At 69.6% G+C, this 12297-nt stretch carries 10 protein-coding genes and 1 riboswitch; of the genes, 4 read left to right on the top strand and 6 right to left on the bottom strand.

What is annotated here, in order from left to right:
* Nucleotides 1-153 precede the first annotated feature (153 nt).
* Complete coding sequence (locus tag RAB71_RS11000; protein ID WP_353940047.1) at nucleotides 154-984, bottom strand: hypothetical protein; 831 nt, start codon at nucleotides 982-984, stop codon at nucleotides 154-156.
* A gap of 466 nt (nucleotides 985-1450) precedes the next feature.
* On the opposite strand from RAB71_RS11000, the gene RAB71_RS10995 reads away from it, so the two are divergent.
* The 3 genes from RAB71_RS10995 to RAB71_RS10985 are packed head-to-tail and all read left to right on the top strand — an operon-like array spanning nucleotide 1451 to nucleotide 3731.
* Nucleotides 1451-1789 (top strand): DUF3649 domain-containing protein, encoded by a 339-nt coding sequence (locus tag RAB71_RS10995; protein WP_010341712.1) that lies wholly within the window; start codon nucleotides 1451-1453, stop codon nucleotides 1787-1789.
* A complete protein-coding gene (locus tag RAB71_RS10990; protein ID WP_041500180.1) occupies nucleotides 1786-3402 on the top strand; it encodes a PepSY domain-containing protein in 1617 nt (538 codons plus the stop codon). Before RAB71_RS10995 ends, RAB71_RS10990 begins: the two co-directional genes overlap by 4 nt.
* Nucleotides 3399-3731, top strand: coding sequence for a DUF3325 domain-containing protein (locus RAB71_RS10985; protein WP_010341714.1), 333 nt, complete (start codon nucleotides 3399-3401; stop codon nucleotides 3729-3731). The genes RAB71_RS10990 and RAB71_RS10985 overlap by 4 nt, the downstream gene beginning before the upstream one ends.
* A 31-nt stretch (nucleotides 3732-3762) precedes the next feature.
* Here the strand turns inward: RAB71_RS10985 and crcB are convergent, their stop codons facing one another.
* Together crcB and RAB71_RS10975 are read right to left on the bottom strand one after the other, a co-directional pair.
* Complete coding sequence (gene crcB / locus RAB71_RS10980; RefSeq protein WP_010341715.1) at nucleotides 3763-4182, bottom strand: fluoride efflux transporter CrcB; 420 nt, start codon at nucleotides 4180-4182, stop codon at nucleotides 3763-3765.
* 110 nt (nucleotides 4183-4292) lie between these two features.
* Nucleotides 4293-4362: riboswitch (Fluoride riboswitch) on the bottom strand.
* A 1-nt stretch (nucleotide 4363) separates the two neighbouring features.
* Nucleotides 4364-5737, bottom strand: coding sequence for a replication-associated recombination protein A (locus tag RAB71_RS10975; protein WP_010341716.1), 1374 nt, complete (start codon nucleotides 5735-5737; stop codon nucleotides 4364-4366).
* Nucleotides 5738-5841: 104 nt separating this feature from the next.
* On the opposite strand from RAB71_RS10975, the gene dmeF reads away from it, so the two are divergent.
* The gene (gene dmeF, locus RAB71_RS10970) at nucleotides 5842-6951 is read left to right on the top strand and encodes a CDF family Co(II)/Ni(II) efflux transporter DmeF (RefSeq protein ID WP_010341717.1); all 1110 of its coding nucleotides are present in this window, start codon (nucleotides 5842-5844) and stop codon (nucleotides 6949-6951) included.
* A 46-nt stretch (nucleotides 6952-6997) separates the two neighbouring features.
* Here the strand turns inward: dmeF and lolA are convergent, their stop codons facing one another.
* The 3 genes from lolA to RAB71_RS10955 form a co-directional block, all read right to left on the bottom strand.
* The gene (gene lolA / locus RAB71_RS10965) at nucleotides 6998-7624 is read right to left on the bottom strand and encodes an outer membrane lipoprotein chaperone LolA (protein ID WP_010341718.1); all 627 of its coding nucleotides are present in this window, start codon (nucleotides 7622-7624) and stop codon (nucleotides 6998-7000) included.
* Nucleotides 7625-7708: 84 nt separating this feature from the next.
* On the bottom strand, nucleotides 7709-9661 hold the full coding sequence (locus RAB71_RS10960; protein WP_244170794.1) for a DUF3857 and transglutaminase domain-containing protein: 1953 nt from the start codon (nucleotides 9659-9661) through the stop codon (nucleotides 7709-7711).
* A gap of 47 nt (nucleotides 9662-9708) precedes the next feature.
* Nucleotides 9709-12066, bottom strand: coding sequence for a DNA translocase FtsK (locus tag RAB71_RS10955; RefSeq protein ID WP_010341721.1), 2358 nt, complete (start codon nucleotides 12064-12066; stop codon nucleotides 9709-9711).
* Between the last annotated feature and the right edge of the window lie 231 nt (nucleotides 12067-12297).

Raw genomic sequence — 12297 nt, 5'->3', positions numbered from 1 at the left:
CCCGGGCATTCGAAGAAAAACCACGCGGCTGCACGCAGCCACGTGGTTCCTTCGATAGGTGCAGTCCGTCGCGAAGCGGCGCCGGTGCCGATCGACGAGACCGACAATTCCGAAGCACCGGCCGCGGCGCACGTTCGGATGCGCCCCCTCCGGTTACGGACAGGTCATGACGACCGTATTGCTCCACAAGGTACCGGTCACGTCGCTGCTGGAACTGCGCCCGTCGTTGGCGGAAATCGCCACCGGACCTGGGTAGACGCAGATCGCGCCGGTGTTGAAATCGAAGCTGCCGGCGGCGTTGGCGCTGCCCTGACCGAAGACGTTCTTGAGGTTGTTGTCGACATAGCGGAAGTACACCGCATGGTTCGGCAGGAAGCAGCTGCCGTGCACGATGAAGCCCTTGTTCGCCGCCACGGCCGAGATGGTCGGCGTGCACGCTGGCGGCGCCGTCGAGCAGGAGAGCGTGCCGTCGTTGTTCACGGCCGAGAGGCATTGCGTCTGCAGGAACAGCGCATTGGTGCGGTAGCCGCCGCTCTTCTTGCGGCACATCGCGTACAGCACGCCCTTGTCGCGAAACACATCGTCGCAGGTCTTGTTGGCCGACGCGGGCAGGCTCGAGGTGTAGATGCCGCGATTGCACTTCAGCCGGCCATGGTCGTTGCTCAGATCGCCCGAACACAGATCGGTGCGCTGGATGATGGTGTATCGCCAGCCGTTACCGCCGCCGAACAGGCTGATGGTTCCGGTCTTGCAGTCGGCGCCGAGCTGGGTGCCGCTCATGCTCGCGTTCTTGCACGATTTCTGCCACGAACCGCCCGGCACAGGCGCGGCGTGGCCGTGGAACGACAACAACAGCAGCGAAAGGCACAGCAGCGCGGACGCGGTGCGGCGCGACAGACAGGACAGGCGGCCAAGCGCGTGAATCAACGAACTTTCCATGATGCGACTTCCTTGTGATCCGGATGCGATAGAGTGGGTGCGCAAACGAGACGCCGTGGAGCGCTTGCTTGCGCGTCGGCATCGAGTTCGCGGGGTGGTTGGACATGACCAGCGAAGCTCGATTTGTGAATTTCATCACACAATTTAAGGTTTGGCGCTCGCCAAACGCCGCGCCCGTTTGTCGGAAATTCCCTACCCATCCGCGACGCAAGTCCGCCTAGCCAGGTCTGCCCGCCGACGCGCCTTCCGCGCACCAGTGGTGAATCCCGCCCGGCATGGCTGTCGTCCTGAAGACGTCGCGGCTTCCGACCCATCGCCTCGGGGCACCGACATGAGACCCGCGCCGACCCGGATCGGGCAGGACGAGCGATGCGTCCGATGCCCATAAAAACGCCGGTTACGTTTGCACCGGAAAGATAGGAATGCGTATCATTAACTGATCCGGCATCTTTCGCCGCCCTCCGCTCCGCCTAGCCCTGTCGCCAAGCCGGTGCCTCTCCCGACGGGCCCCATGCACCCATTTCCGCCAGCGCCGCCGCGCCTCTCCACTCCGCCCACCGCCGCCTCGCGCGGGCTGCCGCCCTGGCTGGGCGTGCTGGCACGCACCGTGGCCGCCATCGTCGGCGGCTACGCGCTGGCCGCAGCCGCCGCAGTGCTGCTGCCGCTGCTGTGGCCGTCGCTGCGTGCGCAGGCGGTGCTGAGCGGCATGATGGTCGGCATCCTGGTCTGCGCCTGCACCGCACTGTGGGCGTTCGCCGCGCGCAGCGCCGGGCGCGCCTGGCTGGGCATCGCCGCGCTGCTGGCGCCGATGGCGCTGGCCATCGCCTGGCTGCAGCAGCACGCGCCATGAAGCAGGGATTCCGCCAATCGATGGCCTGGCTGCATACCTGGAGCGGGCTGCTGGTGTCGTGGGTGCTGCTGCTGATCTTCATGGCCGGCACCGCCAGCTATTTCCGCAACGAGATCAGCCAGTGGATGCGCCCGGAACTGCCGCGCACGCAGCCGAGCACCGACGTGGTCGCCGCACGCGCGGTGGCGCTGCTGCAGCGCGAGGCGCCGCAGTCGCCGCAGTGGTTCGTGTCGCTGGCCAACCCGCGCGCGCCGTTCACCGACCTGTTCTGGCGCAATCCGCCGCCGGCCGACGGCAGCCGCCCGAGCCGCAAGGAACTGTTCGGCAACGCCCTGCTCGACCCGGTCAGCGGCGAGGCCAGCCAGACCCGCGAGACCCGCGGCGGCGACTTCTTCTACCGCCTGCACTTCGACCTGCACTACATGCCGGCACTGTGGGCGCGCTACATCGTCGGCTTCTGCGCGATGTTCATGCTGGTGGCGATCATCAGCGGCGTGATCACCCACAAGAAGATCTTCAAGGACTTCTTCACCTTCCGCCCGGCCAAGGGCCAGCGTTCGTGGCTGGACTTCCACAACGCCAGCGCGGTGCTGGCCCTGCCCTACCACGCGATGATCACCTACACCGGGCTGGTCACGCTGATGCTGATGTATCTGCCGTGGGGCATCAAGACCGCCTACCCCGACGCCGAGCAGGCGTTCTACGCCGAAGCGTTCCAGGAGCCGCAGAACCTGCGCGAGGCCAGCGGCACGCCCGGACGCATGCTGCCGATCGCGCAACTGCTGGACGTGGCGCGCCGCGAATGGGGCGCGCAGGCGCCGATCGCCGGCTTCACCGTGTACAACGCCGGCGACGCCGCCGCGGCGATCCAGATCCGCCAGGGCGACGGCCAGCGCCTGAGCTACACCACGCCCTCGCTGCTGCTGGACGCGACCAGCGGGCAGATCCTGGGCCGCAGCGGCGAACTCGGCGCCGCCGCCGAGACCCGCAGCACCCTGTATGGCCTGCACCTGGCCCACTTCGCCGGCCCCTGGCTGCGCTGGCTGTTCTTCGGCTGCGGCCTGCTCGGCTGCCTGATGGTGGCCAGCGGCGCGATCCTGTGGGCAGTCAAGGAACGGCCCAAGCACGCCAAGGCCGGACGCATCGGCCTGGGCCTGCGCCTGGTCGACGCGCTCAACATCGGCACCGTGGCCGGGCTGCCGATCGCCTTCGCCGCGTATTTCTGGGGCAACCGGCTGCTGCCGCTGCACCTGGAATCGCGCCCGGAAAACGAAGCGGCGGTGTTCTTCCTGGCCTGGGCCGCGGCGCTGATCGCGGCCCAGGTGTGGCCGAAGCGTGCGATGTGGGCCTGGCAGCTGTATGCCGGCGCGGCGCTGTTCGGCCTGCTGCCGCTGCTCAACGCCCTCACCACCGAGGCCCACTTGGGCGTGAGCCTGCTGGCCGGCGACTGGGCACTGGCCGGGTTCGACCTGGTCTGCCTGTTCCTCGGCGTGGCCCTGGCGCTGGCCGCACGCCGCATGCAGCGCTGGCAACCGCCGCTGTCGGCGGCCGAACGCCGCGCCCGCGAACGCGGCGGATCGGCCAAGCCGGTGCTGGCCACGGAGGGCGCATGACCGTGCTCGGCCTGTGCCTGGCCTTCTCCGGGTTCGTCGCGCTGTGCCTGGGCATGGAGAAGCACCAGCTCGACCTGTACGGCGCGCGCCGCGCCGCCGCGCCGCGCCTGCGGCAACTGCAGGCCGCGGGCTGGCTGCTGCTGGGCGCGGCATTCGCCTGCTGCGTCGCCGCGCGCGGCTGGGGCATCGGCCCGGTGCTGTGGGTGGGCTCGCTCAGCGCCAGCGCGGCGCTGCTGACCCTGGGCCTGCTGCCGTACCGGCCGCGGCTGATCGTGCCGTTGGCGCTGCTGGCGCCGCCGCTGGGCGTGGGCGCCGCCCTGTTGGGCTAGGCGCCCCATTAGGCTAGGCGCCCCGCCTCGCTCAGCGATCGGCGGTCAGCGTCGGCGGCCGCAGTTCCGCGGCGGTGCGCGCGCCGGCGAACACCAGCACCAGCCCCGCTACCACGGTGATCGCCAGGTACAGCGGCACCATGCCGAGGCGGCCGTTGCGCACGAACACCATGCTTTCCATCATCAGCGAGGAGAACGTGGTCAACCCGCCGACCAGGCCGACGATCAGCAGCGCCCGCCAGTACGGCGCGCTGGCGCCGCGGCCTTCGATCCACACCAGCAGGAAGCCGCCGACGAAGGCGCCGGCCAGGTTCACCGCCAGCGTGCCCCACGGGAAGCCAGCGCCGTAGCGCTGCAGCAGCGCACTGCCGACGGCGAAGCGCAAACCGGAGCCGACCGCGCCGCCGGCCATCGCCAGCAGCAGTTGCTGCCACCACAGGGTCAGGTTCATGCGCGCCTCCGCGAAACGAACGCGGGAGCCGCAGCAGAAAAACGAGAAGGAACGGGCATCGGATTCTCCACAAGGACGATGCCGGGGCGCACGCCTGCCACCCCGGCGGGGGTTGGGCAGGCATCATCAGCGCGCAGTGCTGCGGGCGGTTCGAGGAGGAATGCCATCTCCTGTGCGCCGATTATGAAGCCGATCGCCCGGACTTGTCAGCCCGCGCCTGTTCGCGCGCGGCGCGCAGGCGGTCGAGCTTGTCCTTGAGCTTGATCTCCAGGCCGCGTTCCACCGGCCGGTAGTAGACCCGCTCGCCCATCGCATCGGGAAAGCCGGTCTGGTCCAGGGCGATGCCGCCCTCGGCATCGTGGTCGTACTGGTAGTCGGCGCCGTAGCCCAGGGTCTTCATCAACTTGGTCGGTGCGTTGCGCAGGTGCAGGGGCACTTCCTGGGTGCCGGTCTCGCGCACCTCGGCCTTGGCCTGGTTGAACGCGGCATAGCCGGCGTTGGACTTGGCGGTGCTGGCCAGGTACAGCACCAGTTGCGCGAAGGCCAGTTCGCCTTCGGGGCTGCCCAGGCGCTCGTAGATGTCCCAGGCTTCCAGCGCCATCGACTGCGCGCGCGGATCGGCCAGGCCGATGTCCTCGATCGCCATGCGGGTCAGCCGCCGCGCCAGGTAGGACGGATCGCAGCCGCCGTCGAGCATGCGCGTGAGCCAGTACAGCGCCGCGTCCGGATTGGAGCTGCGCACCGACTTGTGCAGCGCCGAGATCTGGTCGTAGAACTGCTCGCCGCCCTTGTCGAAGCGGCGGGTGCGGTCGGCCAGCACCTGCTGCAGGGTCTGCGCGGTGATCTCGCCGCCCTCGTCCTGGGCCAGTTCGGCGGCGATTTCCAGCAGGGTCAGCGCGCGCCGCACGTCGCCATCGGCGGCGCCGGCGATCTCCAGCAGCGCCGCATCGGATACCCGCAACGGCTCGGCGCCGAGCCCGCGTTCGGGATCGTGCAGCGCCCGCTGCAGTGCCTCGGCGATGTCCTGCGGCGACACCGCCTCCAGCACGTGCACGCGGCAGCGCGACAGCAGCGCCGAATTCAGCTCGAACGAGGGATTCTCGGTGGTGGCGCCGACGAACAGGATGGTGCCGCGCTCGATGTGCGGCAGGAACGCGTCCTGCTGCGCCTTGTTGAAGCGATGCACCTCGTCGACGAACAGCACCGTGCGGCGCCCGTCGGCGAAACGCTGCGCGGCCTCGGCCAGCACCCCCCGCACCTCCGGCAGGCCGGACAGCACCGCCGAGATCGCCTTGAACTCGGCCTCGGCGTACTGCGCCAGCAGCAGCGCCAGGGTGGTCTTGCCGCAGCCCGGCGGCCCCCACAGGATCATCGAGTGCACCCGGCCGGACGCCACCGCGCGGCGCAGCGCACTGGTCGGCGCCAGCAGGCGCTTCTGCCCGACCATCTCGTCCAGCGTGCGCGGACGCATGCGCTCGGCCAGCGGGCGCATGGCCTCGCGGTCCACGCTCAGCAGGTCGGGGGCATCGGAAGCGAAGGGTCTGCGTTTGGCCATGTGCCCATTCTATCGCCGCGGCCCGTGCACGCCGTGCCGCAGGCCTGCGCGACACCGACGCCAGCGCTAGAATCGCGGCGCCTCCCTGCCCGGCCGCCCCCGCCATGAGCCACCACGACACCCTGGACGCGTTCACCCATCAGCACGACTTCCTCGGCACGCGCCACGAGCGCAATGCGCGCCGCACCTGGTCGGTGGTGGCGCTGACCGCCGCGATGATGTTCGTGGAGATCGTCGCCGGCTGGTGGACCGGCTCGATGGCGCTGCTGGCCGATGGCCTGCATATGGCCACCCATGCCGGCGCGCTGTCGCTGGCCGGCTTTGCCTATTGGTTCGCGCGCCGGCACCGGCACAACCCGCGCTTCACCTTCGGCACCGGCAAGGTCGGCGACCTGGCGGGCTTTTCCAGTGCGCTGATCCTGGCGCTGATCGCCCTGGGCATCGGCGTGGAGTCGGCACTGCGCCTGGCGCAGCCGGTGCACATCGCTTACGACGAGGCCCTGTGGATCGCGGCGCTGGGCCTGCTGGTGAACCTGCTCAGCGCCTGGATGCTGGGCGCCGATCACCACCACGATCATGGGCATGGGCACGGCCATAGTCACGGCCATCACCACGAACACGGCCATGCCCATGCCAAGCATCGGCATGACGACCACGCGCACGCGCACCACGATGGACATGATCACGATCACGATCGCGCGCACAGTCACGGCCATCACCACCCGCACGATCACCATGGGCATGCGCACGCCCATGCCGCGCCCGCGCACAGCCACGATCGCCACGCGCACGCCGACCACAACCTGCGCTCGGCCTACATGCACGTGCTGGCCGACGCGCTGACCTCGGTGATGGCGATCGTCGCCCTGTTGCTGGCCAAGTACCTGGGCTGGACCTGGACCGATGCGTTGATGGGCATCGTCGGCGCCATCGTCATCGCACGCTGGTCGCTGGCGCTGCTGCGCGACACCGGCGCGGTGCTGCTCGACGCCTCGGCGCCGGCGGCGCTGCAGGCGCAGATCCGCGACCGTCTGGAGCAGGACGACGAGCGTATCGCCGACCTGCACGTGTGGCGGGTCGGCCCCGGCCAGCACGCGGCGATCGTATCGCTGGTGACGCACAAGCCGCGGCCGGCGGCGTTCTACCACGCGCGCCTGCAGGGCGTGGCCACGCTGGGCCACGTCAGCATCGAAGTGCAGACCTGCCCGGACTGACCGGGCAAACCGCCGCGCACCGACAACGTGCGCGGCGGCAACCGGCTCAGCGGTCGCCGACCACGTCCACGTCCTTGTCCGGGACGTAGCGGAAGGTGCCGGTGGCGAAGGCCGGATTGCGCTTCCAGTCGCTGAAGCTGATCTCGGTGCGCTGGCCGACCGGGTCGACCACTTCCATGCGCGCCAGGCCGTTGCGGTCGAAGCCGAGCTTGGCCATCTGGAAGCTGGCCTCGGTGTCCACCTTCGGGGTCATGGTCAGCCACTGCAGCCCGTCGCGGGCCACGGCCTCCTCGCTGACGTCGTACTGGCGGTCGAGCTTGCCCGGGTCGATCAGCGCGGTCAGCGGGCTGTTCTGCTCCTCGCTGCCCTGCGCGCGCACCGTGGCCTGCTTCAGGTCCGGGTCGTACACCCAGACCTTGCTGCCGTCGGCGACGATCAGCTGGGTATAGGGCTTGCGGTACTCCCAGCGGAACAGGCGCGGCGCCGACAGCGCGACGCGGCCGCTGGAGCTTTCCTTCAGCGTGCCCTTGCCGTCGTAGACCTTCTGCGCGAACTGGCCGTCCAGGCCCTTCAGCCCGCGGGTGAAGGCGGTGAGGTCCTCGCGGGCGCCGGCGAAGGCGGAGCCGGCCAGCAGCGCGGTGGCGAGGACGGTGTAGCGGAGTGTGCGAAGCATGCGGATGGATTTCCGGATGAAGTGTGGGAAGTGTGACGCGGCGCGCCTGAATAGGCGATCAGAAGGTGGCCGGCCGTGCCGCGGCTACGGCCCGGTCTGCATCCGGCGCAGGTCGCCGTACAGGATCTGCCCGCGGAAGCCGCGCCGCACCTGCTGGTACAGCTCGCGGAAGGCGGCGTAGTCCTGCGGTTGGCACAGCGCCGCCGGGCCGTGGATCGCGCGCCGGTGCAGCGTGTGCGTGGCGGTCACGGTCTGTCCGTCGCGCACCCAGGTGGCGGCGTACTCGCCGGCGGCGTTGCGGAAATGGGTGTCGGCCGGGATCGCGATGATCGGCACGCTGTCCGGGAAGGTCAGCCGGTAGGTCTCGCTGCGTGCGTTGTCGTTGCAGTAGAACGGGGTCAGATTGCGTTCGGCCGAGGCGGTGCTGTAGACACCGCGCACCGAGTCGGCGCCGGGCATCAGCGGCAGGCTCATGCCGCCGACCACGCCGAAGTCCACGTAGTCGTGCGCGCGGAAGCGGTAGGCGTAGCCGAACGGCCGGCTCAGGTCCTGCGGCGCCCCCTGCAGCAGCAGCTCGCCGCTGCCGTCGAAGCCGGAGGCGGCGACGATCGACTCCTCGATGCGGGTGCGGTTCTGCGCGTTGAGCTGCACGAACATCGTGCGCAGGCCGATCTCGCCGACGTCGCCGCTGTCCAGGCGGGTGATGCCGCTGACGCTGCCATCGGCGGCGAAACGGTAGTCGGTCTCGGCCAGGTAGCGGTTGACCTTGGCGTCGTCCGGCGGCGTGCGCGCCACGGTGCCGTCGGCGGTGTGCAGCACCGGCACGCCGAGGTCGCCGGCCGGCAACTGGCCGAAGCGCGCATAGGGGCTGGTCGAGTCCACGTACAGCTTGAACTCCGGCAGATAGGTGATGGCGTGGTTGAAGCGGCCCAGCACCGGCACCTCGGGCAGGGTCGGCCCGCCCTGCGCACCGAGCAGCACCGGCGTGCTGGCGATGCCCTTGGCCGCCAGCAGCGCTTCCAGCACCACGGTGTGGTCCTTGCAGTCGCCATAGTGGTTGTCGAGGATGCTGTCGGCGCTGTTCGGCTGCAGCCCGCCGTTGCCCAGGTACACCGCCACGTAGCGGATGTTGCGCGCCACCCACTCGTACAGCGCGGCGGCCTGCGCGCGGCGGTCGCCGATGCCGGCGGTGATCTGCTCGGCGCGGGCGCGCACCTTGGGCGTGACCTGCGCGGCGGCGGCGCTGCTGTGCTGGTAGGCCTGGGCCATCTGCGACCAGCGGCGGAAGCTGCTGGCCATGATGGTCGGGCTGAATTCCCAGGTGGCCGCCGACCAGTTCTGGCTCTTCATCGGTTCGCGGCGGCTGTAGCGCCATTCCCAGCGGGCCTGTTCGCCGTCGATCGTCGGCGTGTTGCTGCCCTGCACGCCGCGAGTGTACAGGTGCATCTGCAGGCGTCGCGGCGCCACCAGGGTCACCGTGGCGTCGTCGTACTGGGAGAACACGCTGAAGGTCTCCCACAGGCTGAAGTAACCGGGGAAGTACGGCACGTTCTGGGTGCGGCGCACCCGGTACACCAGGCGCGCGCCGGGCATCAGGTTGGGGAACACCACCACCTTGACCTTGCGGTCGGCGTACATCGCCGCCGTCGCGCTGGAATAGCTCTCCTGGGTGTAGATCTTGTCGGCGGGCACGTCGTGGCGCAGCCCGTCCGGGGTCAGCGTGTAGGCGGCCAGCACCTCCAGCGTCTCCAGCTTCTCGCTGTAGCCCAGCCGCACCTGGCTGAACTGGTCGACGCCGGCCTTGGTCTTGAGCAGCAGTTCGTACTCGTCGGTCTCCACGCTGGTGGCGTCCTCGCGCACCTCGTAGTCGGCGCGGTAGCGCACGTAGCTGTAGTTGTTGCTGACCACCGGTGCGGCCGCGGTGGCCGTGGCCTGGTCGTTGTCGCGGTGCGTGGCCGGTGCCGGCTGCGCGGCGGCGGCACCGGCCAGCGCCAGCAGCGCCGAGCCGAGCAGCCAGCGCGCGGCGCGCAGCGGCATAGGTCCTCGCAGGCGCCGGCCATGGCCGGCGAATGGCGCGGTGCGCCTCACTTCGGCGGCGGCGGCGCCAGCACGCTGCGGTCGCCGTTGTGTTCGGGCGGGCTGACCACGCCGGCGGCTTCCATCGCCTCGATCAGCCGCGCGGCGCGGTTGTAGCCGATCTTCAGCCGCCGCTGCACGCCGGAGATCGAGGCGCGGCGGGTCTCGGTGACGATGCGCAGGGCCTCGTCGTACAGCGGGTCGGATTCGTCGCCGCCACCGCCACCGGCTTCGGGCAGGCCGGTGGCGCCGATCACGGTGCCGTCGCCCATGGTCTGCACCTCGTCGAGCACGCCCTCGATGTAGTCGGCCGGGCCGCTGGCCTTGAGGTGCTCGACCACCCGGTGCACTTCCTCGTCGCTAACGAAGGCGCCGTGCACGCGGTCCGGCATCGCCGTGCCCGGCGGCAGGTACAGCATGTCGCCGTGGCCCAGCAGGGTCTCGGCGCCGGACTGGTCGAGGATGGTGCGCGAGTCGATCTTGGAGCTGACTTGGAACGCGATGCGGGTCGGGATATTGGCCTTGATCAGGCCGGTGATCACGTCCACCGACGGGCGCTGGGTGGCCAGGATCAGGTGGATGCCGGCGGCGCGGGCCTTCTGTGCCAGGCGCGCGATCAACTCTTCGACCTTCTTGCCGACGATCATCATCATGTCGGCGAATTCGTCGATGAAGATGACGATGAACGGCAGCGTGTCCAGCGGCCGCGGCGCCTCGGCCAGGTCCGGGTTGGGCTTGAACAGCGGGTCCATCAGCGGCTGCCCGGCGTCCTGCGCGTCCTTGACCTTCTTGTTGAAGCCGGCCAGGTTGCGCACGCCGACCGCGCTCATCAGCTTGTAGCGGCGCTCCATTTCCGCCACGCACCAGCGCAGGCCGTTGGCGGCCTCCTTCATGTCGGTCACCACCGGCGCCAGCAGATGCGGGATGCCCTGGTAGACGCTCAGTTCGAGCATCTTCGGGTCGATCATCAGCATCCGCAGGTCCTTGGCCGAGGCCTTGTACAGCAGGCTCAGCACCATCGCGTTGACCGCCACCGACTTGCCCGAGCCGGTGGTACCGGCGACCAGCAGGTGCGGCATGCGCGCCAGGTCGGCCACGGTCGGACGCCCGGCGATGTCCTTGCCCAGGGCCAGGGTCAGCGGACTGGCCGACTTGTCGTATTCCTTGGAGCGCAGCAGCTCGCTGAGATAGATCATCTCGCGGCTGACGTTGGGGATCTCCAGGCCGATCACCGACTTGCCCGGGATCACGTCGACCACGCGCACCGACTTCACCGACAGGCCGCGGGCGATGTCCTTGTCCAGCGAACTGATCTGGCTGACCTTGATGCCCGGCGCCGGCTCGATCTCGAAGCGGGTGATCACCGGGCCCGGATAGGCCCCGACCACCTGCGCCTCGATGCGGAAATCCTTGAGCTTGAACTCGATCTGCCGCGACAGGGTTTCCAGGGTCTCCTCGGAATAGCCCTTGGCCTGCGGCTTGGGGTCGTCCAGGAGCGCCAATGGCGGCACCCCGGACGGGTCGCTGCCGGTGCCGTGGAACAGCGGGATCTGCTGCTCGCGCTTGGCGCGCTCGCTCTTCTCCACCACCGGCGCTGGCGGCGGCTCGATCTTGACCGGCTCGCGCTTGGCGCGCTGCACCGCGTCGACCTTGCGTACTTCCTCGCGTTCCTCGCGCATGGCGCGGGTCTGCTGCCATTCGTTGGCCTGCTGGGTGCCGCGCCGGGCCAGCGCCGGCAGGGTCATCACCACCTTGCCGATGCGCTCCATCACCGCGAACCAGGACAGCCCGGTGGCCAGGGTCACCGACACCAGCAGCAGCACCAGCACGAACAGGTTGGCGCCGAGTGCGCCGAAGCCGGCGCCCAGCGAATTGCCGACCAGCTTGCCGAGGATGCCACCGGCCCCGGCCACGTCGCCGGCGAACAGGCGCAGGTGCAGCAGCCCGGTGGCGGCGATCAGGAAACCGACGATGCCGACCAGGCGCAGCGCCGGGCCGAGATCGGCCTCGCCATCGCCGTCCTGGTCCATGCCGAACAGCGCGATCCACGAGATCGCGCCGATCACCACCGGCAGCAGGAAGGCCACGTAGCCGAACAGTTGCAGCAGCACGTCGGCGATCCAGGCGCCGAACTTGCCGCCCATGTTGTGCACCGGCGCCACCACGCTGCCGGTATGCGACCAGCCCGGATCGGTCGCCGAATACGTGGCCAAGCTGGCCAGCAGGTACAGCAACAGCGGCGCGATCGCGATCAGCGCCAGATCGCGCCACAGCTTCTGCCGGCGTGGGTTGGGCGCGGCGCCCTGCTTGCGTGCCGCCGCATTGGCGCCCTGGGATTTGCCGCGTTCCGGAACCTGCTTCGCCACGCTATGACCAGACCTTAGAAATGCATCGTTAGTGATTGATAATAAACGAATCGCCCTTGCATTTCAGCAGGCGCCACCTGAATCGTCCGGTCTCGCGTCGCTGTGCCGCGGCGGCGCCTGCTGGCAGCATGCACTGGCGCGCCGCGGAGGCCGTCGGCCGCGACGGGCCGCAGCGTTTCCGCCACGCGGCTTGATTCGTTCCAGGCCGGCCGCCACTCTATGCGCCTTCGC

The sequence above is a fragment of the Xanthomonas sacchari genome (assembly GCF_040529065.1).
GTDB classification, from domain to species: Bacteria; Pseudomonadota; Gammaproteobacteria; order Xanthomonadales; family Xanthomonadaceae; genus Xanthomonas_A; species Xanthomonas_A sacchari.
The sequence above is the reverse complement of the archived record's forward strand: the minus strand, read 5'-3'. Positions and strand labels throughout refer to the sequence as shown.

Excerpts from the sequence above, each read along its gene's own strand:
- crcB (WP_010341715.1), bottom strand. The coding sequence starts at position 4,182 with ATGAACCTGACCCTGTGGTGGCAGCAACTGCTGCTGGCGATGGCCGGC.
- RAB71_RS10990 (WP_041500180.1), top strand. The coding sequence starts at position 1,786 with ATGAAGCAGGGATTCCGCCAATCGATGGCCTGGCTGCATACCTGGAGC.
- RAB71_RS10985 (WP_010341714.1), top strand. The coding sequence starts at position 3,399 with ATGACCGTGCTCGGCCTGTGCCTGGCCTTCTCCGGGTTCGTCGCGCTG.
- dmeF (WP_010341717.1), top strand. The coding sequence starts at position 5,842 with ATGAGCCACCACGACACCCTGGACGCGTTCACCCATCAGCACGACTTC.
- RAB71_RS10995 (WP_010341712.1), top strand. The coding sequence starts at position 1,451 with ATGCACCCATTTCCGCCAGCGCCGCCGCGCCTCTCCACTCCGCCCACC.
- lolA (WP_010341718.1), bottom strand. The coding sequence starts at position 7,624 with ATGCTTCGCACACTCCGCTACACCGTCCTCGCCACCGCGCTGCTGGCC.
- RAB71_RS10975 (WP_010341716.1), bottom strand. The coding sequence starts at position 5,737 with ATGGCCAAACGCAGACCCTTCGCTTCCGATGCCCCCGACCTGCTGAGC.
- RAB71_RS10960 (WP_244170794.1), bottom strand. The coding sequence starts at position 9,661 with ATGCCGCTGCGCGCCGCGCGCTGGCTGCTCGGCTCGGCGCTGCTGGCG.